23 protein-coding genes and 2 pseudogenes are annotated in these 21,584 nt (G+C 58.6%); 8 read left to right on the top strand and 17 right to left on the bottom strand.

Annotation, left to right across the window (positions count from 1 at the left end; genetic code table 11):
• Positions 1–145 precede the first annotated feature (145 nt).
• On the top strand, positions 146–406 hold the full coding sequence (locus tag L0976_RS27650; protein ID WP_234190479.1) for a hypothetical protein: 261 nt from the start codon (positions 146–148) through the stop codon (positions 404–406).
• A gap of 113 nt (positions 407–519) precedes the next feature.
• Here the strand turns inward: L0976_RS27650 and L0976_RS27645 are convergent, their stop codons facing one another.
• Together L0976_RS27645 and L0976_RS27640 are read right to left on the bottom strand one after the other, a co-directional pair.
• Positions 520–1,113, bottom strand: coding sequence for a general stress protein (locus L0976_RS27645; protein WP_234190477.1), 594 nt, complete (start codon positions 1,111–1,113; stop codon positions 520–522).
• Positions 1,114–1,135: 22 nt separating this feature from the next.
• Positions 1,136–1,453, bottom strand: coding sequence for a PepSY domain-containing protein (locus tag L0976_RS27640; protein WP_234190475.1), 318 nt, complete (start codon positions 1,451–1,453; stop codon positions 1,136–1,138).
• Between the two features lie 263 nt (positions 1,454–1,716).
• Here L0976_RS27640 and L0976_RS27635 point away from each other — a divergent pair, with 263 nt between their 5' ends.
• From L0976_RS27635 to L0976_RS27615, 5 genes and pseudogenes are all read left to right on the top strand, one after another.
• A complete protein-coding gene (locus L0976_RS27635; protein ID WP_234190474.1) occupies positions 1,717–2,619 on the top strand; it encodes a hypothetical protein in 903 nt (300 codons plus the stop codon).
• A gap of 138 nt (positions 2,620–2,757) precedes the next feature.
• On the top strand, positions 2,758–3,843 hold the full coding sequence (locus tag L0976_RS27630; RefSeq protein WP_112590968.1) for a PHB depolymerase family esterase: 1,086 nt from the start codon (positions 2,758–2,760) through the stop codon (positions 3,841–3,843).
• Positions 3,844–3,948: 105 nt separating this feature from the next.
• Complete coding sequence (locus L0976_RS27625) at positions 3,949–4,455, top strand: ferritin-like domain-containing protein (RefSeq protein WP_112590948.1); 507 nt, start codon at positions 3,949–3,951, stop codon at positions 4,453–4,455.
• 94 nt (positions 4,456–4,549) lie between these two features.
• A pseudogene (gene catE, locus L0976_RS27620) lies at positions 4,550–5,419 on the top strand (catalase C); the annotation flags it as partial.
• 80 nt (positions 5,420–5,499) lie between these two features.
• Positions 5,500–6,638 (top strand): IS3 family transposase gene (locus L0976_RS27615; RefSeq protein ID WP_166016296.1). Its coding sequence is split into 2 segments (ribosomal slippage): positions 5,500–5,758 and positions 5,758–6,638, totalling 1,140 coding nucleotides; the frame shifts between segments, so codons are not numbered across the junction.
• Here L0976_RS27615 and L0976_RS27610 read toward each other — a convergent pair.
• Positions 6,604–7,467, bottom strand: coding sequence for a LysR substrate-binding domain-containing protein (locus L0976_RS27610; protein ID WP_011578822.1), 864 nt, complete (start codon positions 7,465–7,467; stop codon positions 6,604–6,606). The genes L0976_RS27615 and L0976_RS27610 overlap by 35 nt on opposite strands.
• On the opposite strand from L0976_RS27610, the gene L0976_RS28835 reads away from it, so the two are divergent.
• Positions 7,390–7,935: a transposase gene (locus tag L0976_RS28835; protein WP_370643882.1), complete on the top strand. Its 546-nt coding sequence runs from the start codon at positions 7,390–7,392 to the stop codon at positions 7,933–7,935. The two genes, L0976_RS27610 and L0976_RS28835, sit on opposite strands and share 78 nt — an antisense overlap.
• A gap of 169 nt (positions 7,936–8,104) precedes the next feature.
• On the opposite strand, the gene L0976_RS27605 is transcribed toward L0976_RS28835, so the two are convergent.
• The 4 genes from L0976_RS27605 to L0976_RS27590 form a co-directional block, all read right to left on the bottom strand.
• Complete coding sequence (locus tag L0976_RS27605; RefSeq protein WP_041544187.1) at positions 8,105–8,836, bottom strand: amino acid ABC transporter ATP-binding protein; 732 nt, start codon at positions 8,834–8,836, stop codon at positions 8,105–8,107.
• A gap of 67 nt (positions 8,837–8,903) precedes the next feature.
• Positions 8,904–9,596 carry an amino acid ABC transporter permease gene (locus L0976_RS27600; RefSeq protein WP_011578820.1) on the bottom strand — a complete coding sequence of 231 codons (693 nt, stop codon included), beginning with the start codon at positions 9,594–9,596 and terminating at the stop codon, positions 8,904–8,906.
• Between the two features lie 2 nt (positions 9,597–9,598).
• Positions 9,599–10,330 carry an amino acid ABC transporter permease gene (locus L0976_RS27595; RefSeq protein WP_011578819.1) on the bottom strand — a complete coding sequence of 244 codons (732 nt, stop codon included), beginning with the start codon at positions 10,328–10,330 and terminating at the stop codon, positions 9,599–9,601.
• A gap of 63 nt (positions 10,331–10,393) precedes the next feature.
• On the bottom strand, positions 10,394–11,305 hold the full coding sequence (locus tag L0976_RS27590; RefSeq protein WP_011578818.1) for an amino acid ABC transporter substrate-binding protein: 912 nt from the start codon (positions 11,303–11,305) through the stop codon (positions 10,394–10,396).
• Positions 11,306–11,597: 292 nt separating this feature from the next.
• Here L0976_RS27590 and L0976_RS27585 point away from each other — a divergent pair, with 292 nt between their 5' ends.
• Positions 11,598–12,527, top strand: a complete 930-nt coding sequence (locus L0976_RS27585; protein WP_234190464.1) for a LysR substrate-binding domain-containing protein — start codon at positions 11,598–11,600, stop codon at positions 12,525–12,527.
• A 151-nt stretch (positions 12,528–12,678) separates the two neighbouring features.
• On the opposite strand, the gene bhcD is transcribed toward L0976_RS27585, so the two are convergent.
• The 10 genes and pseudogenes from bhcD to L0976_RS27535 all read right to left on the bottom strand — a co-directional run bounded on the left by bhcD (position 12,679) and on the right by L0976_RS27535 (position 21,246).
• The gene (gene bhcD / locus L0976_RS27580) at positions 12,679–13,644 is read right to left on the bottom strand and encodes an iminosuccinate reductase BhcD (protein WP_011578816.1); all 966 of its coding nucleotides are present in this window, start codon (positions 13,642–13,644) and stop codon (positions 12,679–12,681) included.
• Positions 13,645–13,702: 58 nt separating this feature from the next.
• Complete coding sequence (gene bhcC / locus L0976_RS27575) at positions 13,703–14,866, bottom strand: 3-hydroxy-D-aspartate aldolase BhcC (RefSeq protein ID WP_055976388.1); 1,164 nt, start codon at positions 14,864–14,866, stop codon at positions 13,703–13,705.
• Positions 14,867–14,876: 10 nt separating this feature from the next.
• Positions 14,877–15,824 (bottom strand): beta-hydroxyaspartate dehydratase BhcB, encoded by a 948-nt coding sequence (gene bhcB / locus L0976_RS27570; protein ID WP_162707492.1) that lies wholly within the window; start codon positions 15,822–15,824, stop codon positions 14,877–14,879.
• A 15-nt stretch (positions 15,825–15,839) separates the two neighbouring features.
• Positions 15,840–16,265, bottom strand: a complete 426-nt coding sequence (locus L0976_RS27565; RefSeq protein ID WP_011578813.1) for a RidA family protein — start codon at positions 16,263–16,265, stop codon at positions 15,840–15,842.
• 79 nt (positions 16,266–16,344) lie between these two features.
• A complete protein-coding gene (locus tag L0976_RS27560) occupies positions 16,345–17,640 on the bottom strand; it encodes an FAD-binding oxidoreductase (RefSeq protein ID WP_055976397.1) in 1,296 nt (431 codons plus the stop codon).
• A 76-nt stretch (positions 17,641–17,716) separates the two neighbouring features.
• Entirely contained in the window at positions 17,717–18,064 is a 348-nt protein-coding gene (locus L0976_RS27555) for a RidA family protein (protein ID WP_011578811.1), read from the bottom strand.
• An 839-nt stretch (positions 18,065–18,903) separates the two neighbouring features.
• Positions 18,904–19,629, bottom strand: a pseudogene (locus tag L0976_RS27550) (GntR family transcriptional regulator); the annotation flags it as partial.
• A 209-nt stretch (positions 19,630–19,838) separates the two neighbouring features.
• Entirely contained in the window at positions 19,839–20,243 is a 405-nt protein-coding gene (locus L0976_RS27545; RefSeq protein ID WP_011578809.1) for a UPF0149 family protein, read from the bottom strand.
• 69 nt (positions 20,244–20,312) lie between these two features.
• Positions 20,313–21,026, bottom strand: a complete 714-nt coding sequence (locus tag L0976_RS27540) for an IS6 family transposase (RefSeq protein WP_112590951.1) — start codon at positions 21,024–21,026, stop codon at positions 20,313–20,315.
• A gap of 34 nt (positions 21,027–21,060) precedes the next feature.
• A complete protein-coding gene (locus L0976_RS27535) occupies positions 21,061–21,246 on the bottom strand; it encodes a DUF1403 family protein (RefSeq protein WP_370643881.1) in 186 nt (61 codons plus the stop codon).
• Positions 21,247–21,584: the final 338 nt, after the last annotated feature.

Raw genomic sequence — 21,584 nt, 5'->3', positions numbered from 1 at the left:
AAACAACGACCCAGGGGAGCATCGACTGGCCGGCTTCAGATCGGAATGCTGGCCGGAATGAAATCGGAACAGGTGGCCGGCTTCGTTTCGGAATCAGTGGCCGGCTTCAGCGGAATACGCAACCGAAAGAACCACAGAAACCGAAATCACATTCACGCATCCATTTCATCTGGAGTCCCTTTCGGAGCCTCTGGAAGCGGGCACGTATCGCCTTGTCGTTGACGAGGAGTTGATAGAAGACCTGAGCTTCACGGCGTATCGGAGGGTGGCGACCCATCTTGAAATTCCCGCGATCTCGGTCGCTATGGCCAGGCGCCAATTCCTTCAGGTGTCGCCGGGCGAGATCGAGAAGGCATTGGCACGCGATGGGGCTGGCATGGACGTGGGTCGACCTAACATTTCCTGATCGCAAGATTGATTGCCAATCGCCAATGTTCGAAGCGGGCGCTACGTCCTTCGAGTATCAATCATCCACCCGACGTAAAAAAGCCGGCGATTGCCGGCCTTTTCCGAGATGGTTCAACGCCTATAGCGCAGGCGCTCCTGTTCGACTTCCGCCGGCCCGTAGGGGTCGAGGGTGTCATCGAACCGGGTCCAGCCCTCGTTGGCATAGACCGCGCGCCGCTGGCCGAGATCAACCCAGTTCGACTTGCGAAGGATGGCTTCGGCCTCCGCCTGGAGGCTTTCGTCAACCTTCGCCGTCACGAGCGTTCCGCCGCGGCGAACCCCTTCCGCATAGACATGTGCGTCGTCTTCGGAGACGCCGGATTCCGTGAGCGCGCCGATCAGCCCGCCTGCTGCGCCGCCGGCTACCGCGCCTGCCACTGCGCCCGCCGCCGTGGCGGCAAGCCAACCGGCAGCAACCACCGGCCCGACGCCGGGAATGGCCATGATGCCGAGCCCGGTGAGAAGGCCGCCGACGCCGCCGACGGCCGCACCGATGCCTGCACCTGTCCCGGCGCCTTCGGCGGCATTGGTTTCCTTGTTATGACGTTCGTCCGCATTGTTGGAAACGATGCTGATATCGCTGGACGGCACGCCGCGTGCCTCCAGGGCACTGACGGCAGCGCTTGCATCGGAATATTCGTCGAAAAGTCCTGTAACGGTTTTCATAGGAATCTCCTAAAGGCTCAGTTTAGTTGGCGACGATGTTGCCCTGATAGTCGAGCGCGACGCTCACGGCCTTGCCGTCCTTGGTCGCCTTGGCCTGCCAGACACCCTTGTCATCCAGCATGAGGCCGGTAACATCGGCATAGCCTGCTGCGGTAATGCGTTCCCGCGCCTGGTCCTCCGTGAAGCTGTTCGCGCCTTCGACCGGAGCAGTCGCATTCTTGGTATCGGGCGTAGCAACAGCCGGCGTGTCGCCATCGGTTGCCGGGGTGGTTGACGTCTGAGCAAACGCGCCAAAGGTCGATGCGCCCACCAAGGCGGCGGCTAGGAGAAGTTTTTTCATGATCTTGTTCCTCGTTCGAGCCTGAGATCAGGCCCTAAAGGAACACCCTGCTTGTCGCATAGTTCCGCAATTCGAAAAATAGAAATTGCCGCGCTGTTTTATGGAACATCAGGGAATTCAAGGAGTTGGGGCGCCAGGTGCGGGTATTCGCTCGCGCATTACTGGAGGTCTTCAAAATGGGTCGCGGCATTCTTCTCTGGCTTCTGGGTATTCCCCTGCCGATCGTTATCCTGCTCGTCCTCTTCCTGCGATAGGAGGCGGACATGTCCCTTTACAGCTCGGGTGTTTCCGACGTCGGTGTGGAATCCAGCACACCGGCCCTCGCGTGGGGGCCGGTCATCGGCGGCGCGGTGGCCGCGGCGGCCGCCACGATCATTCTACTCCTGCTTGGCTCCGGCGTCGGCCTGACGATGGTCTCGCCATGGTCGGGCGACAGTGCTTCCTTCACCACTGTCGGCGTCACGGCAGCGATCTGGTTCGTGGTCGTCCAGTGGTTGGCCTCCGCGCTCGGCGGCTATCTAACCGGCCGCCTGCGCACCAAGTGGGCCAACGTCCATACGGATGAGGTGTTCTTTCGCGACACCGCGCATGGTTTTCTAAGCTGGGCACTGGCAACGGTGGTTGTCGTTGGCATGGCAGGCTCTGCATTCACCTCGCTCGCCGGCGCCGGCGCCCAGGCCGTATCGACGGCGACAGCCACCGCCACGGTTGCGGGCACCGCGGCCGCGGCAAACAGCGATGCGGCCGCACCCGATGCTGCGACCGGCTACTTCACGGATATGCTGTTGCGCCCGCAGGATCTCGCGAGCCGCGCTCAAGCGGACAATGCATCGGCCACGGCCGAAATTTCCCGCATCCTGATGCAAGGTGCGGTAAATGACGGCGTGCCGGAGGCCGACCGGGCTTATATTTCATCAATCGTTGCGTCACGCGCCGGTATCCCACCCGAAGAGGCGCGCGCCCGGGTCGATCAGGTACTGACTCAGATCGAGGATGCGAAGAATGCCGCCCTCAAAGCCGCCGACGAGGCCCGAAAATCCGCCGCGACGGCGGCGATGCTTGGCGCCCTGTCCCTTCTCGTCGGCGCCTTCATCGCATCGGCTGCAGCAGCTCTCGGCGGACGCCAGCGTGACGATGAAGAAGCAGCCTTGATTGTTACACGATAAGCAATCTGGAAGCCGCCCTCTCGGGGCGGCTTCTTTCCGTTCATTCGCCAGAAGAATTATTGTGCAGCGCAGCAACTTTAATGCTGCGGAGGGGTTTCAGTGTATGCGGCCAATCCGGCGCGCTACCTGGAGCTCCTCATGAGATCGCTATCTGATACACTCGAACGGCTCGCGCGACTGCGCTCAGTCAAGCCTGCGACATCGCCCGGCTCCATTCTCAAGAAGCTCGATCATTTTGGCGGAAACCCGGGCGCCTTGGCGGCGTGGCAGCATGTGCCGAAGCAATTGCCGGCGGCACCGGCTCTGGTGGTCGTGCTGCACGGCTGCACGCAAACCGCCGCCGGCTACGATGTCGGTTCAGGCTGGTCCGCGCTCGCCGAGGACTACGGCTTTATTGTCCTTTTCCCCCAACAGAACAGGCAGAACAACGCGAACCTGTGCTTCAACTGGTTCAATGCCGCGGACACCCAGCGGGATCGGGGCGAAGTGATGTCGATCCGACAGATGATCGCCAGCGTGGTCGCCGAACATGGCGTCGATGAGCGCCGAATCTATATCACCGGTCTATCGGCCGGCGGCGCCATGGCGAATGCCATGTTGGCCTGCTATCCAGAAGTCTTTGCCGGTGGCGCTATCATCGCCGGCTTGCCCTACGCCGCCGCCTTGACTGTTCCCGAGGCGTTCGACCGAATGCGCGGGCAGGGTCTTCCCGGCACCAATAGCCTGCAGGAAAGCCTGCGCACCGCCTCACGCCATGATGGCGCTTGGCCGACGATTTCCGTCTGGCAGGGTACGAGCGACAACACTGTGGTCCCTGACAACGCAGCCGCGCTCGTCGCGCAATGGCGGGGCGTACATGCGGTTCCGGAACAGCCCACCCAAATCGAGACGATGGGTCGAAATTTGCGATCTGTATGGCACGACGATCGCGGCCTGGAGGCAATAGAACTCTACACCATTTCAGGTATGGGTCATGGCACGCCGATCGAAGCGTCCAGCGGATATGGCAGGGCAGCGCCGTTCATGCTCGACGTAGGTGTTTCCTCGACTGTGCAGATAGCGAGAGGCTGGGGCCTTGCCGCCTCCTTCGAGCGCCGCGGTCAGCCGCATGCGTCTTTCTCCCCAGAAGGAACGGTCAAGCAGCCGCCCTCATCTGCCGGCGCTGACAACAGTATTCAGTCCATCATCGAGAAAGCGCTGCGTTCCGCGGGCTTGATGAAGTGAGGGTGGGTTCGGTTCGTACCGATTTATTTTCCGAGCAGCGGAACGTCGTCTCGGTTCCACGGTTGTTTGAGTCCATTCCTCTCGAAAATTTGATCGGATTCTCCAATGGCTACGGAAAAGACTTTGAACGACCTCTTCCTTGATACGCTCAAAGATATCTACTTCGCTGAAAAACAGATCCTGAAGGCCCTGCCGAAGATGGCGCGTGCGGCCCAGTCGGAAGAAGGCAAAGCCGGCTTCCTGCAGCACCGCGACGAAACCCAGCGGCAGATCGAGCGCCTCGAACAGGTGTTCGAGCTCCTCGGCAAGCCGGCCCGCGGCAAGACCTGCGAAGCCATCCAGGGCATCATCGCCGAAGGCGAGGAGATCATCGAAGATTACAAGGGCACCGCCGCCCTCGATGCCGGCCTCATCTCCTCGGCCCAGGCGGTCGAGCACTATGAGATCGCCAGGTACGGTACGCTGAAGGCCTGGGCGAAACAGCTCGGGCTGGAGGACGCGATCCCCCTTCTCGATGCCAATCTCCAGGAGGAGATCGCCACCGACCAGAAGCTGACTGCGCTTGGCAAAGCCTCCGCGAACGCCAAGGGCTCGTTGAAGAAAGCCAGCTAGACTGCCGACCACATGATCAGGCCGCCCTTGAAGGGCGGCCCTTCTGCTTTCGGGTCATCGGCGCCCGTTGAAACCAGTTCATCAGGAGCCCACCATGGCCAGGAAGACAACCGCTGCATCGTCGCATCCCGCAACCAACACCGCCACGATCCACGATGTGAAGCTAAAGCGTGGGGCTGGCGGTGAACTGCATCAGACAGCCGAAGGCGACACGCCCGTGTTGACGACAGCCCAGGGCGGGCCGGTCGCAGACGATCAGAACTCGTTGCGCGTCGGCCCGCGCGGGCCGCTCGTCGTCGACGACTTCCATTTCCGCGAAAAGATCTTCCATTTCGACCACGAGCGCATTCCCGAACGGGTGGTACATGCCCGAGGTTATGGCGCGCACGGCTTCTTCGAAACCTATGAGTCGCTTGCCGCTTACACCAAGGCCGACCTCTTTCAGCGCCCTCGCGAACGCACGCCCGCCTTCGTCCGTTTCTCGACGGTCGCGGGCAGCAAAGGCTCTGTCGACCTAGCGCGCGACGTGCGCGGTTTTGCCGTGAAGATCTACACGAACGAAGGCAATTGGGATCTGGTCGGCAACAACATTCCGGTCTTTTTCATCCAGGATGCCATCAAATTCCCCGACATCATCCATGCGGTAAAACCCGAACCCGATCGAGGCTTTCCGCAGGCGCAGTCAGCCCATGACACTTTCTGGGATTTCATCAGCCTGACGCCCGAGAGCATGCACATGATCATGTGGGTCATGTCCGATCGCGCCATCCCACGCTCTTTCCGCTTCATGGAAGGGTTCGGCGTGCATACGTTCCGCTTCGTCAACGCCAAGGACGAGTCGACCTTCGTCAAGTTCCACTGGAAGCCGAAGCTCGGCCTCCAGTCCGTCGCCTGGAACGAGGCCGTGAAGATCAACGGCGCCGACCCTGACTTCCACCGCCGTGACCTCTGGCAGGCCATAGAGCTGGCTCGGGAAATCTGCACAGCGGGGATAAGTGGAGTTTCTGCCTGACTTCGGCTTAGATGCCGGGAACAGGAGAGACCATGACGAGACGACCGCGCCGGAACCATAGCCCGGCTTTCAAGGCGAAGGTGGCACTTGCCGCCATCCGAGGTGAGCAGACGCTGGTGGAGTTGTCCCAGCAGTTCGATGTGCACGCCAACCAGATCAAGCAATGGAAAGACCAGCTCCTTGAGGGGGCGACAGGTGTGTTCGGCGATGAAACGAAAGCGGAGCCGTCGGGTCCGACCATCGATGTCAAAACGCTGCACGCGAAAATCGGCGAACTGACACTGGAGAACGATTTTTTATCCGGTGCGCTCGGCAAGGCGGGATTGCTGGGCGGAAAGAAATGATCGACCGCGAGCACAAGCTATCCGTCGTGCGCCAGGCGAAGCTTCTCGGCTTCAGCCGTGGCAGCGTCTACTATCTGCCTCGTCCGGTGTCTGACGGCGATCTGGCCCTTATGCGCCGGATTGACGAATTGCATCTCGACTACCCCTTTGCCGGAAGTCGGATGTTGCAAGGGCTCTTGAGAGGAGAAGGTCTGGAGACCGGGCGGCGACACGTCGCCACGCTGATGAAGAAGATGGGCATCGAGGCGATCTACCGCCGCCCGAACACCTCGAAACCAGCGCCAGGGCACAAAATTTATCCCTACCTCCTACGAAAGCTGGCAGTCACCCGGCCCAATCAGGTCTGGGCAATGGACCTGACCTACATCCCCATGGCGCGGGGATTTGTCTATCTGTGCGCCGTCGTGGACTGGTTCAGCCGGAAGGTCTTGTCATGGCGGTTGTCGATCACGATGGAAGCAGCCTTCTGCATCGAGGCGGTGGAGGAGGCACTTGCCCGTCATGGCAGGCCGGAAATCTTCAATACCGACCAGGGATCGCAGTTCACCTCCATCGACTTCACCGCCGTGCTGAAGAGGTCACAGATCGCCATCTCGATGGATGGCAAGGGTGCGTGGCGAGACAATGTCTTCGTCGAGCGGCTCTGGCGTTCGATCAAATACGAGGAAGTCTACCTCCATGCCGATAAGACTGTGTCCGAGGCACGCGCTGGCATCGGCCGATATCTGAACTTCTACAACACCAGACGCCCACATTCATCCCTTGACCGGCGGACGCCGGATCAGGCCTACTTCAACGCGCTGACACCAATGATGGTGGCGGCATAATCGAGGCGGAAATCCACTTAGCGAAACGCCCGAAGCTGTTCAGACAAACCGAGCCACCTCTGATGTCGGGATGATTGTAAAGCGCCGCCTGCGATTCCAGCCCGAACCCCACGCCGTAGCCCGCCGCCACCAGCAACATCATCGGCTCATGCCCGGAAATATAGTCGGCAATCGTAGGCGGAGGCAGGCCGCTCGCCTTGAACATTTGCTGAAACAACTTGTAGCCTCCAGCGCATTTGTCCGGATGGCAGAGGATCAGCGGATAACGCAGGGCCTCCCTGAATGGAACCCGGTCGAACGACAACAGCGGGTGGTGTCGCGGCAGGGCAAGGACAAGACGCTCCGACCAGACTGCTTCCCTGACGAAGCCGTCGATCTCCTCACCATCGACCGTGATGCCGACGTCGATCAGGTCGCGATTGAGCGCGGCAAGCATCTCGCCCGCCGTCATCTCGGCGATGCCGATCATCGTCAGTGGCTCCTCCTCTCGGCACATGGCCAGCAGGCTGATCAGCCGCGGCTGCGCGAGGCTGTCGGCGATACCCAGCCGGATACGGCTGCGATTGCCGTCAGCCGTTTTGTGGGCGTAGTTCTTTGCCTCGTCATAGAGAGAGAGCAGACGGCGCGCGTCCTGCCAGAAAAGTTCCCCCGACCAGGTTAGTCTGATCTTGCCCTTCGAGCGATGCAGCAGCTTGACGCCCACATCGTCTTCAAGATCCCTGATCGCGCGCGACAACGGTGAAGATTGGATGTGCAGCCTGTCCGCCGCGCGCGTGAAGCTCAGTTCCTCCGCTACGGTGATGAAGTATCTCAGGTGACGCAATCTCATGTCATACCTCCGATCGTTGGTGGATCATGCTCTTCACCCCCCTTACCGGCCCGGCCTGCCATCAAATGGAAATCAGCCCTCGCTAGAATCTGTCATTTCTTTCCACGGATTGCGGACGCTTTGCCCCGACATTGGCGTCCGCGTGAGTGTTCGTTTTCGATTTCGCCATTTCCTCCGCGCGGCTCAGCCAGCGACAAAGCTGATGAGCAAAACAGTGTCGATGCGCATTCAGCACACTGCGCAAACTGCCGCACTCAAGCAGCACGGTGGAGCCGATTCGCCAGTACGCGCTGGGCGTCCTCGTGCCGCTTCTTCAACTACAGTACTGTCGAGATCGGCAATAGCGCCACCGAACAGGCGATCCGGCCAATCGCATTCGGCTCTAAGGACCGGTTGTTTGCTGAAGCGGACAAGGGCGTCGCTCTCGTCGCTCATCGAAACCGCGAAGCTCAACGGCTATTGCCGTAGTACATCGCCCAGCACCCTCACCGGACGTTTACCAGGCACTCTGGTGTCGGCTTCCCCTCGTATCTCTGACGCCTCCGTGATCGACGTGAAAGAAGGAATCACAGTCGATTCACGGGGCACAAAGACTATGAACGATGTAGGTAATTGAGGGTTTGGGCGGTCGGATGCATTAGTGCGATAGTATTTTCGAAAGAAACATTTGCGCTCGCTCACTTCGAGGAGTGCCGAAAAAGTCACTCTTCGTCGCATCTTCGACAATTTCGCCCTTGTCCATAAAAATTACGCGGTCTGCTACCTTCTTCGCAAACCCCATTTCGTGCGTGACAACCATCATGGTCATCCCTTCCTGCGCGAGTTCGACCATAACGTCGAGCACTTCGTTGATCATCTCAGGATCGAGTGCTGAGGTGGGTTCATCGAAAAGCATGCAAATCGGGTCCATGACAAGCGCACGCGCAATCGCCACGCGCTGCTGCTGGCCTCCCGAAAGCTGGCCAGGGAATTTTTCCGCGTGCGCCTTCAGCCCAACTCGATCAAGGAGTTTCATAGCCTTTGCCATCGCCTCATCGCGGCGCCGGCCAAGTACCTTCATCTGACCCAGGCAGAGATTCTCATAAATTCGGAGGTGGGGAAAAAGTTCGAAATGTTGGAAAACCATACCCACCCGGGAGCGAAGCTTCGTAAGATTCGTCTTCTTGTCAGTAACTTCAACCCCGTCGAGAACAATTCTCCCCTCTTGGATGGGCTCCAAGGCATTAACGCATTTAATGAGCGTTGATTTCCCGGACCCGGATGGACCGCAAATCACGACAACTTCGCCCTTGTTGACGTTTGTCGAACAATCCGTCAGCACGCGAAAAGACTGCCCGTACCATTTGCTAACATGGCTGAGTTCGATCATGGCTGCTCCTTCGAGCGGACGCGAGGTGTTGGGGGACACTTGGGATTGGATCGTAGCAGACATTTGATCACCGTATGATTGCTGTGCGCGCTTCGAGGCGCTTGACCAGGAAGGAGGCGGCGAATGAGATCACGAAGTATATGATCGCCGCGAAGAGATACATTTCCACAAGGCGACCATCGCGCTGTGCGACTTTAGAAGCAGCACCGAGGAAGTCTGTCAGCGAAATGACATATACGAGAGATGTATCTTGAAAGAGGATGATCGTTTGCGTCAACATGACCGGCAGCATATTGCGGAATGCCTGCGGCAGAACGATATAGCCCATCACCTGTGAGTAGTTTAACCCTATTGCATACCCGGCGCCGGTCTGTCCGCGAGGGATCGACTGGATTCCGGCTCGCATGATTTCTGAGAAGTATGCTGCCTCGAAAAGGGTGAACGTGATGAGTGCCGACGCAAATGCGCCCACGGCGATCGGCTGGCTCGCTCCGATGAGCCAGGCCCCAATATAGGGGACGAGGAAGTAGAACCAGAAAATTACAAGTACGAGCGGAAGAGACCGCATCAGGTTCACGTACCCGCCGGCGAGTGTCGACAAGGCTTTGATCGAGCTAAGCCGCATGAGTGCTAGGAGGGTTCCAAGCACGATCCCCCCGATGGTGGCGAGCGCGGTCAGTAGCAGCGTGAAACGCATGCCATCCCAGAATAGATAGGGAAGAGAACGGGCGATGACGTCGAAGTCAAAACTATAGAACATCGTTAACGCCCCGCAGTATAGCCAGGTACAGCAACCCGGTGTTCAAGGTAGCGCATCCCGATCGTTACCAGGATGTTGACAGTGAGATAAAGGACAGTCGCGACGGTGAACGCCTCGAATATCTGAAAGGTGAATTCCTGCATGGCTCGGGCGCGGGCAGTGAGTTCTACCAGTCCGATCGTGAGTGCCACCGACGTATTCTTGATCGTGTTCAGGAACTCAGACGTCAGTGGAGGCAGGATGATCCGAAATGCCATTGGCAGCAGAACATATCGATAGGTTTGCGGTGTCGTAAGCCCGATTGCGGCACCCGCCAGCTTCTGACCACGGGGCAGTGAGCTGATGCCCGCACGGAGCTGTTCCGCGACTCGTGCCGACATATAAAAGCCGAGCCCCAAGACCGTCGTCCAGAACGCCGAATTTGGCAACGCTTTCAACCAGTTGCCCATGCTTTGCGGTAGCAGTTCAGGCAACACGAAATACCAAAGGAAAAGCTGTACAAGGAAAGGAATGTTGCGAAACAATTCCACATATGCGCTCGCAATCCTTTGGGCAGGCCCGGACGGCATCGTCCGCATCACCCCGACGACAAGACCCAGTGCCAGCGCAAGAAGCCATGCACCTACTGCGGTGACTAGCGTTACTTGCAGACCCCGCAACAGCATTTCCAAGTAACTACCCGACCCATCCAGCGATTGCTGGAAGAGAATTCCCCAGTTCCAGTTATAGTTCATAGAGCCCTCCGTACGCTCCAAGCCTCATGGCGACGTTCTTTCGCCATGAGGCAGTTGTTGGAATTATTGCAGGTAGGAGGCCGTGTCGGCGGAGTCGGAAGGGTTCTCGAACGCGCGCTTCAATGCCGGGTCAAGCGGGACGTTCAGGTTAAGCCCGCGGGGCGGGATGGCCTGGTTGAACCACTTGTTGTAGATATCCAGCATCTCCGGGCTCTTGTAGAGCGCGGCGGTCGCGTCATCTACTAGTTCCTTGAACTCCGCATCGTCGCGACGGAGCATGATTGCATAGGGTTGGGGATTGGAAAATGCATCCTGCGAGATTGCATAGCCGGACGGATCGCGCGACCCGGCAACGAGCGAGGCCAGCAGAATGTCGTCCATCACGAATGCTGCCGCACGACCCGTTTCGACCATAAGGAACGCTTCCGCATGGTCGTTTGCGGCAATGATGTTCATGCCGAGTTGCTGCGCCGTATTCACTTCGTTCAGCTCTTGGATATTGACCGTTCCGGATGTCGACACGACTGACTGGCCTTTGAGGTCGGCAATCGAGTTGAGATTGCTCGATTTCTTGGCAACGAACCTGTTTGCAGTCAGAAAGTATGTATTGCTGAACGCCACCTGCTTCTGGCGCTCTGCAGTATTGAAGGTTGAGCCGCACTCGAGATCAACGGTCCCGTTTGCGATCAACGGGATGCGCGTTGCCGAAGTAACGGGGTTAAATCGCACCTCAAGCTTATCAAGCTTGAGCCGCTCTTTGACGGCGTCGACGACCTTCAGGCAGATATCAACAGCATAACCGACCGGCTGCTGCTTGTCGTCGAGATATGAGAAGGGCACGGACGAGTCGCGGTTGCCGACCGTGATCACTCCTGTGTCCTTGATCTTTTTCAGCGTTCCGGTGAGATCATCTGCCGACGCACCACCACACATTGCTGTCATGACGACTGCAAAAGCACAAAGTTTCTTCAACATCGTATTCCTCCAGAGGTTGCAATTAGAAAGAGATAGCTGGCTGCTGGTTTCTTGGTCGCGTTGCAGACCCATGTGGCGGATGTTCAATATCCAATTGGTACGTTGCCTTGCGACTGCTCCCAAACAGAAAAGGCACCGGCCACGACACACCGCCTCACAACACGGTCAGTCGCATGTGACGTTCACGCAAACCATTTTGACCGTCGCTGCCTCTTCCTAGAGGGTATAATAAATGCGATAGGTGACTGCCGGTCAAATGCATTATAGCGGCCGATCTATGTGCAAATATTATATGATGGAGAAGATTATGCTGAAGCATAGGCAGGTGGAGGCGTTCCGCGCGGTCATCATCAGCGGTTCAGTGTCGACTGCGGCGGACATTCTCGGAATCACTCAACCTGCGGTCAGTCGGCTCGTGAAAGATTTGGAATACGAGACGCGCTTGAATTTGTTCGAACGCTCTGGAGGTCGACTTGTTGCAACCGGCGACGCGATGGCACTCTATCGCGAGATCGACCGCTCATTTGTTGGACTTGAGCGTATCGCCGGCTTGGCGCGCGATTTGAGAGAAAGACGAGGAGGTTCTCTGCGCATCGCGGCACTGCCGGGACTAGCAAACGGGTTCCTGCCGGCCTTTGCCGCAGGTTTTCTTGCCAAAAGGCCATCGTTAAATATGTCGCTTCACGGCATGAATTCTCATTTCGTCCTCGAATGGATCAGCACCGGCCATTGTGATCTCGGAGTCGTCGAGAACACGCAACTCACCAACGTCACCATCGAAGAACTGCCACCCTGCGATATGGTAGCGGTGCTCCCTCTCCAACACCGGCTCGTGGAACGCGAGCGAATCGTTCCCGAGGACTTTGACAATGAGGATTTCATCTCACTCATACAGCCGTCGGTAATGCATGTCATGGTCGATGCCATAATGCGCGAGCGAGGAATAATCAGACGTATTAAGGCTGAAACTCCACTCTCCATGATTGTTTGTGGTATGGTTTCAGCAGGATTCGGCGTTTCGATCGTCGATCCGTTTACTGCCGATAGATATTCTTCATCTTTGGTAGTTCGGCCAATCGATCCGCCAATCTCTATCAATTGGACAATCGTGCTACCGACGCACATAAAAGCGTCTTCGATTACGAACGAGTTTATAGTCGAGTTTCGAAAAAGCTTTCGAAATTTTCTTTCGGAGCGATCGACTTCAGCAAAGCTTGCCTAGCCGTATGTTATCCTCATCGTCATGAACGACTGATATCGCGAAAATGGGTTTGGGGGCACATTCTTCAGCGCGGTCACTACAGAGTGCGGGCTGATCTGGCAATCCAAGTCCGACGTCAAGCCATCTCCCTCAATGTCAATCGCGCGCAGAACTAAAGCTCCACTTCCAGGGCGAGCCCTCGCGCCCGAGCAATATCCACCGCAACTGACGCCACCGCGAGATCCTGGAGGCCAACGCCCGTGCCGTCGAACAACGTGATCTCCTCCGGCGAGGTCCGCCCCGGCGCCAGGCCGGCGATCACCGCGCCGAGCGGCGTGATGTCGCCGGTCGCGATCAATCCCTGCGCCACCGCGTGCTGCGCCTCACCGATGGTGACGGACTGTTCAACCTCATCGGCAAAGAGCCGAGCGCGTGGGAAAAGAGCCGCCTCTACTTCCTGCTTCCCTTTAGTGTCGGTCCCCATGCAAGCGAGATGGGTTCCTGGGCGAATATGCCCGGAAAGAAGAATCGGTGCGAAGCTGGATGTGATCGTGATGATGACATCGGCCTGTGCCCCGAGTTGTGGCAGGTCGACCACCTCGAAAGGCAGGCCGAGTTCGACCGCCGTGTCGGCCAGCCGCGACAGCATTTCGGGGTGCAAGTTCCAACCAACCACCTTGTCGAATTTGCGCGCCCGCACTGCGGCGCGCATCTGGAAGGCGGACTGGTGACCGGCCCCGACCATGCCGAGCACGCGGGCGTCGGGGCGGGCCAGATGCTTGATCGACACCGCCGAGGCGGCGGCCGTGCGCAGCGCGGTCAGCAGGTTACCGCCGACCGCCGCCTTGATCCGGCCGGTGTCCGGGTCGAACAGCAGCACCGTGGACTGGTGGTTGGTCAAGCCCTTCGCCATGTTGCCCGGCCAGTAGCCGCCCGCCTTGACCCCAAGGACGAGCCCCGCACTGTCGAAGCCAGCCTTGAAGCCGTAGAGCGCGTCGGCATAGCCGATCGCCTCTCGGATGACGGGGAAGTTACGGGCCTCGTCTCGCGCCATGGCAGCGAAGACGCTTTCGATGGCTTCAAAGACAGCGGCCTCGCTCATGAGGTCGGAGATCAGACGCTCCGGTACGATGATCATGGATTGACTCCTCCAAGAATAACACCGGAGCGCCCAGTTGCGCTTCGCAGGTACGTTCTCAATACGCCTTGCCGCGTGCCGACACCGGCCAGACCGTCTCGACCTTACCGTTGCGCACCCCGACATACCAGTCATGGACGTTGCAGGTCGGATCGCAATGGCCGGGCACCAGCCTGAGCTTGTCGTTGACCTTCAGCACGCCCTTGGGGTCATCGATCACACCGTGCTCGTCGCTGCACTTGATGTATTTCACGTCGTCGCGGCCGTAGATGAAGGGCAGGCCGCTGTCGACCGATTGCGCCTTGAGGCCGGCGTCGCAGATGGCGCGGTCGGGCTTGGCGTGGCTCATCACGCTGGTCAGGATGAACAGCGCGTTCTCCCATTCGCCCTTGTCGATGCGGTGGCCATCCTTATCGAGGATGCGGCCGTAGTCAGCGTCCATGAAGGCGTAGGAGCCGCATTGCAGCTCGTTATAGACGCCCGAGCCCGTCTCGAAATAATAGGAGCCGGTGCCGCCGCCGGAAACCAGTTCCGGCTCCAGCCCGACAGCCTTCAGGCCCTCGACGGCGTCCTTGACCATGGCGATCGCCGCGTCGAGCTTCTCCTTACGCGCCTCATAGCTGTCGATGTGCTGCATCGCGCCCTGGTAGGCCTGGATGCCGGTGAACTTGAGGCCCGGCGCCGCGTCGGCGGCCTGGGCGATCTTCACGACGGCGTCGGTCGAGGTGACGCCGCAGCGGCCGGCGCCGCAGTCGATCTCCACGAAGATTTCGAGCTGCGTGCCGTGCTTTTCGGCGGCAGCAGACAGGTCAGCGATGTTGGCAACGTCATCGACGCAGACGATGATGCGCGAGCCGAGCTTGGGCAGGCGGGCCAGCCGGTCGATCTTGGCCGGGTCGCGCACCTGGTTCGACACCAGCACGTCCTTGATGCCGCCGCGCACGAAGACTTCCGCCTCGCTGACCTTCTGGCAGCAGACGCCGACCGAGCCGCCGAGCCTCTCCTGCAGTTTCTGCACGTCAACCGACTTATGCATCTTGCCGTGGCTGCGATGGCGCATACCGTTCGCCTTGGCGTAATCGCCCATCTTGCGGATATTGCGCTCCAGCGCGTCGAGGTCGAGGATCAGGCAGGGCGTCTGGATCTGGGATTCGTCCATGCCGGGGACCGCCGGCACGTCGAAACCGACGTCGAGTTGTTCAGTTTGAGTCGTCGCGTTCATGCTCTTCTCCTCAGTTCCACGGTAATTTGTCGAGATCCACATTGCCGCCCGTCACGATCACGCCGACGCGCTTGCCGGCAAAGACATCAGGGTTCTTCAGGATGGTCGCCAGCGGCACGGCGCTGGACGGCTCCATCACGATCTTCATGCGCTTCCAGATCAGCTTCATCGCGTCGACGATCTCCTGCTCGGAAGCCGTCAGGATGTCGGTGACGTTGTTCTTCACGAAATGCCAGGTCAGTTCCTTCAGCGGCACTTTCAGGCCGTCGGCGACCGTTTCTGGCGCGTCGTCGGCGATGATGCGGCCGGCCTTGAAGCTACGGTAGGCGTCGTCGGCCTGCTCGGGCTCGGCGGCGTAGATCTTTACGCCGGGCGCGAGATTGGAGAGCGTCAGGCAGCTTCCCGACACCATGCCGCCGCCGCCAATCGGCGCGACCACGGCGTCGAGACCGTCGACCTGCTCGATCAACTCGGCAGAGCAGGTCGCCTGCCCGGCGATGACACGATGGTCGTTATAGGGATGCACGAATTCCGCGCCGGTCTCGGCAACAACCTCGGCAAAGACGGCCTCACGCGACGAGGTTGACGGCTCGCATTCGACGACACGACCGCCGTAGCCCCGGACCGCATCCTTCTTAGCCTGCGGCGCGGTGCGCGGCATCACTACGGTGCAGGGAATGCCGCGCCGACCAGCTGCATAGGAAAGGCAGGTTCCGTGATTGCCGGACGAGTGCGTTGCAACACCCTTCTTCGCCTGCTCGTCGTTCAGGCCAAACACCGCGTTCGACGCGCCGCGCGCTTTGAAGGCCCCAGCCTTCTGAAGGTTCTCGCACTTGAAGAAGAGTTCGGCGCCAGCAAGTCCATTGATGAATGTCGATGTGAGAACGGGTGTGCGATGAATATGGGGTTCGATTAAGGCTCGTGCTGCAAGCACGTCGGTAAGATTCGGAATGTACATATCCAAGCGCGCTCCTTACGCTGTAATCGCTGCGGCGCCTCGATCGGTATCGCTCGGATCGAGAGCAACAGCATCAAGTTCGATGAGGTATCCATGATGAAGCGCCGGCACTGGAACGACCGACCGGGCAGGACGCGCTTCACCGAACGCCTTGGCATATGCTGCGTTGAAGCTGCTCCAATGCTCGACGCCGACGATGTAAGCTGTGACTTTCACGACATGAGAAGGCGTCGCACCAGCCGCCTCGAGTACGGCCAGCAAATTCCGGAGAACGAGACTGGCCTGGTTATCGAAGAGATCGTCAGATTGCTCCGACTGGCCTTCTGGTTTGATCGGAAGCTGACCGGAAACATGAATGAATCCACCCGCTCGGGCCGCCTGACTGTAGTGACCCAAAGGCTTCGGGGCGTGACTCGTTAATATGTGTTCTATTTGCGCCATTTCGCGTCTCCGAGGTGATTGCGAGGTGCAGATTGATCTTGACACCGGCTCTGCGCTGTACTCACGACCGCGTAAGTACTTAACTTGCCGGACCCGTTTGCTTGGATTTGCCAATACCAAAGCGGTTTGGTGCGAAGGGCGAAATGTCGATTGAGGTCTTTTCGCCTGCGAGGAGCTCTGAGACGAGCGTTGCGGTCATCGGCGCCCCTGTCATGCCGAGATGACCATGGCCGAAAGCATAGATTACGTCGGGTGTCCGGGTTGCCCGGCCAATCACGGGGAGCGAATCCGGGATGCTCGGCCGGAACCCCATCCATTTGGAATATCGTTCTTCAGAACTCGCAGGCGCGAGGGCTGGAAGAAGTTTTCGAGCGTGCGTATAGAGCACATGCGCACGTTTCCAGTTAGGAGCGGCTGTGAGCCCAGCGAACTCAACCGTACCCGCCACGCGAAGCCCCATTTCCATAGGTGTCGCGATGAATTTTCCTGACGCATCGGTCGTCGGAATGCGTGGAGCGGCTTCCGGATTCGCGATGACGATATGATATCCACGTTCGGTATCGAGCGGGATGTCATCGCCTAGCGAATTAGCAAGTGATTTCGAGTGTGCGCCGGCTGCGACAACCGCTGCATCAACGGCCAGAACGCCGTTCGTGGTTGTAATGCCTTTAAGCGCCCTACCTTCAGTCTCAAAGCCGATGACACGCGCAGATACGAATTCGCCACCGTTCGCGATAAAACGCCGAAACAAGAGGGTCACGAGCCCTTGCGGATTAATCGTGTGACCGTTCTCTTCTATAAGAATGCCCTTGGTAAACGCATGCGACAAGTTCGGATCGAAATCCCGCAACGCATCGGCGCTGAGGATCTGCGTGCGAACACCGTTGAGACGCCGCAGTTCCCAACCTCCGCGGTCCTTGGCGAAGTCTGCTTCTCCACGATATACGGTCAGATGACCTTCATGGCGGATCAGATGGCTCGCATCAGCCTCCTCCGCCAATGACTTGATCAGAGGCACCGTGGACTTGATGAGATTGCGGAGTGCTTTCGCCTGCTCCTTCACCTTGTTTGGTCTTCCGGCTAACAGAAAGCGAATCAACCAGGGCATGATGGTTGGAAAATAGCTGAACCGGATTGACAACGGCCCCATCGGGTCAAGGAGCCACTTCGGCACGCTCGTCAAGTTTCCCGGCATGGACATAGGGACGACGGATGAGCCGTTGAAGCATCCGGCATTCCCAAACGATGCACCTTCGCCAGGAGGGTTCGGGTCAATCAAGGTGACTTTGAATCCGCGGCGCTGAAGCATCAGCGCCGTGCATACGCCGACGATTCCGGCTCCAGCGATGCCTACTTTTTTGTGGTTCTCAGACATAGGATGCTCCCGCGGAGCCGACAGTCTCTCGCTGCCTAGCCACCGTTTCGCGGTAGGTGATAAAATTCGGCGTGCCTTACCTTGCTGCGGTAACGACGATTTCGATCAGGACGTCCTGGCCAAGATCTGAAACCCCTATCGTCGCACGCGCGGGCAAATCCTGTGCGTCGAGCCAAGAAGTCCAGACGTCGTTCATCTCTTGCTTCAGGTTCATGTCAGTGATGAACAAGGTCGCGGAAATTAGTTTCGTCTTGTCGGTTCCCGCTTCTGCGAGGAATTTGTCGAGCTTGGCACAAACTTGCGTCGTTTGGGCCCGCATCGAGGCGCCCTTGAGTTCATCGGCCAGCACGCCACCGAAGTAAATCACATCAGCATATTCAACTGACCGATGCATGATTGGTGTTCTGTCTCGACGTGTGATCATCGTCTTGCTCCTGCATTCATGGAATCGTGCCAACTACAGGTCGCGCTGTAGGCAGGATTCGGTGTTAGGCACTGCAGCTACGTCCGGCTCCACACCTCAGCCCTGGCTGCCTTCATGCCGCCTATATGCATAATATTTCAACATGATAACGCTTAGTCAAATGCCAATTATTGCGCTATCTATAATCAAATATTATATTATCGACGGAGGTTAGAAATATCGTTGACGCTGAACGTAAATGATAAAAGCCCAATCGATGCGTAGCTGCGAAGAATGAGCGTCATTGAGGGGAGCAAGTGTATTATCAGCTTACGAGCATCGCCCCCGGAGCGGGTGGGGGCCGAATTCCCAGCCCTGCATGCGGCTAGTCTCTACGACGCAGCAATGCTGGTTCGCACCTTTAGAAATGCCTGGCGACTCTGAGCCGGAGCTGCACGAAGGGTTCTGGATCTGGCTCGGCGGATTCAAAGCGGCTACGCTCTAAAAATCCTATGCATGAGGCGGTGTAAGCTGTTTGGACCGCTACTGTCGAATGAGGTGCATGGGGTAAATGGAAGCATGACTTCCGCCTGTGGCATAGGTGGCAATCTCAGTCATTCTGCAGGCGCACAGCTCAAGGATCTGCGTGCCGTCATGCTCCCCCAACCGGTGTTAGGATAGGATGAATTGAGGCGGCCTCGCATTTTGGCGCGGAGATAGTACACCTCGCTGGAACAATGACGATAAATTGGTTCGTTACGTTCGTAGCTCTAAGCAGGGAACCATTCATTTGCTATATGGTGGCATGGGATACCATTGACCATGGGATCATGTGTCACTATCCCGAATATGCCATCGATAGCTGCATCAACCGTTCCACGAACGCCGTACAACTGTTTTGCGGCTACAATTGTTCGACGAAATAGAGCGCCGGGATCGAGCAGCGTCGTCGCACAGAGCGACATCGCCTGCTGCGAACTGGTGAGGACGAGAACGCGATCGGCCGTGGCACGCGCGCCGCGCTCCAGATTGACATAGTCGGCGATGGCTCTCCGGAGCGGTTCGGCGCCCTGAGGATCGCCGTGCAGAAGGGCTTTCGTGCCGTAGTCCTTGAGGACCTGCCGCTCCAGGCGCTCCCACAATTGCAGCGGAAACTCCCGTGTTTCCGGTATGCCATGCGTGAACGGCCGTGGCGCGAGGATGTCACGCACGCCGCCGCCGCTGAACATGGCTGCTCCACGCTTGCTGAGGTTCGGGGCCTGGTTGCGCAACAGCGAATCCCGCCGCGATCTGCGCTGGCCGGGCTGAAATGCCGAGATCTCGGCCACGAAACTGCCGCTGCCGACTCGCCGCTCGATGAACCCTTCGGCGTGAAGCTGGATATAGGCCGCCTCGATCGTATCACGCGACACGCCAAGTGCCTTGGCAAGCCCGCGGGTGGCCGGCAACGGCTTGCCCGGTCCCAGCACGCCGTCGAGGATCAACTGCCGGATCGCCCGTTGTATCCGGGCGTGCAGCGGCATCGTCGCATTGGCAGGATGGGCCATCCAGGCCTGCACGGATTCGAGCTGTGAGTGCTTGAACAAATGGCCTGCCCTTCGCAAGATAATTGGCAGGAACAATCAGGCCATTGACGGGCTATGTGTCAAGGCATGTTTTTTTGGGCTTTCGCCCGTTCCGTTCAGGAGACCCGCCAGGATCATGCCGTCGACCTCACCATCCACTTCGTTCGACTGTAAGCGCGACGAACCCACCACCTTGCATGTAGGTTGGGTTGATGCTGCTGGGCGCGTTGTTACCGAGCGTGTCTTGTGATTGCGTGCAATTGCAGGACTGCGGATGAGATATGGTGGTGGGCCGTCGCCCTTATTTTGCGCCGCTCCTGAGGAGAAAGCCGGATGAGGAGTTTGGCGAGCTGCGGATTGACGGCCATGATGGGGGCGATCACGGGCTTTGGCGTGGCAAGGAGGATCGGCGCCCACGCTTCGCCGCCCAGACTGAGGCCAAGGGAAAATCCGATCGCCCAGGGACCGACGATGGTCTCGCCCTTGTGGTTCATGAAGATCGGAAAGTAGTGCCCGGGCGCGTCGCGCAGCAGGCTTTCGACTTCGTCGTGGCGGTTCAGCACGGTATTGACGAGCCGCTCCTCGATCGAGCCTGGCCTGGTTTGCGGTATTGAGCCGCCGAATACGTGCGGCAACCAGGTATGTGCAGGGGGTGGCGTCGCCTTAACCGATTTTGAGACGCGATAGTTTCTTCCGCTAGAATTTCACGCGCCAATGGATGAAGCGATTTCGCGCCATGTCGAGATGACGTGAGCGCGAAGCTGGCGATGGTCTGCGGCGGTCAAGTATTTCCGGTGAAGAAGAAAGAGATTGGCAATCTGGCCGTGAGCTGAGACGAAACGCTGACATTGGCGCGCGGATTTGAAGCGCATCATGCGTCGCTCGCGTCGTCGCACGGGAAGGTGAGAATTCTCGGCCCGATTATTGAGCCCTTTGTGCGAGCGATGCTCGACGCCCGGCATCAACTGGGATTTTGCGGCGGAATAGGAACGCAGCTTGTCGGTCACCATCACACGCGGGGCGGTACCCTGGTCCTTGAGCAGCTTGCGCATCAAACGCATAGCGGCCGCCTTGTTCCTTCGGCTTTGCAGCAGGGCATCGAGGACGTAACCGTTGGTATCGACAGCGCGCCACAGCCAGTATTTCTTTCCCTTGATCGTCACCACCATCTCATCGAGGTGCCATTTGTCGGCAAAGTGGCCTCGTGAGCGGCGTCGGAGCTGATGGGCGAACTTCACGCCAAATTTCGCCGCCCATTCCGAGACGGTCTGAAATGAGACGCTGATGCCGCGCTCCGCCAACAGATCCTCAATATCACGGAAGCTGAGCGGGAACCGATAATAGAGCCAGACAGCATGAGCAATGATCTCAGCGGGAAACCGGTGGCGTTTGAAGTGGGCAAGCGAGGTCTCGGTCATCAAAGCCCGATAGCAAGTCGGTGCAAACAGCCCGTTAAGGCGACGCCACCCGCAGCGCCGTTTCGTCCTCGTTGCGGCCCATCAGTCGCACGGCCGTTGCGGCGCATTTCAGCGCCTGGCGCTGCCGCCAGCAGCCGGCCCAGTTCGGTTCGGAACGCACAAGATCATCAAGTGATTTCAGCGCGATACCGGCATGAAACGCCGCATCCGTCTCTGCCAAATCACGTCCGCGCGGAACAGACCAGGCGGGCAGCAGGGCCGGTGGCGCGGATCTCGGAAAGGCGGTGGCGAAAGACGAATCCATGTCCGCAAGACTACTGCATCGGTGCGGTTTAGGCCAGATTCTTCGCAGTTATCCGCACGGCTTGTCTTCATCACATAATGACTGATAAGTTTGCATTATCGGACGTTTTGCTCAATATAGAGAAATGATCCGATGTCATTCGCGTTTAACCGCCGGACGGCCCGTTTTTGGCGTCTCTGGCCGTCGAAATTCGCAGTCATTGGGCGGATTGGTTATGCGCTTGATCAGTGGACTGCAGCGATCCGGCGCTTCGC

The organism is Shinella sp. NM-101 (genome assembly GCF_021401195.1).
In the GTDB taxonomy this organism is placed as follows: domain Bacteria; phylum Pseudomonadota; class Alphaproteobacteria; order Rhizobiales; family Rhizobiaceae; genus Shinella.
The sequence above is the reverse complement of the archived record's forward strand: the minus strand, read 5'-3'. Positions and strand labels throughout refer to the sequence as shown.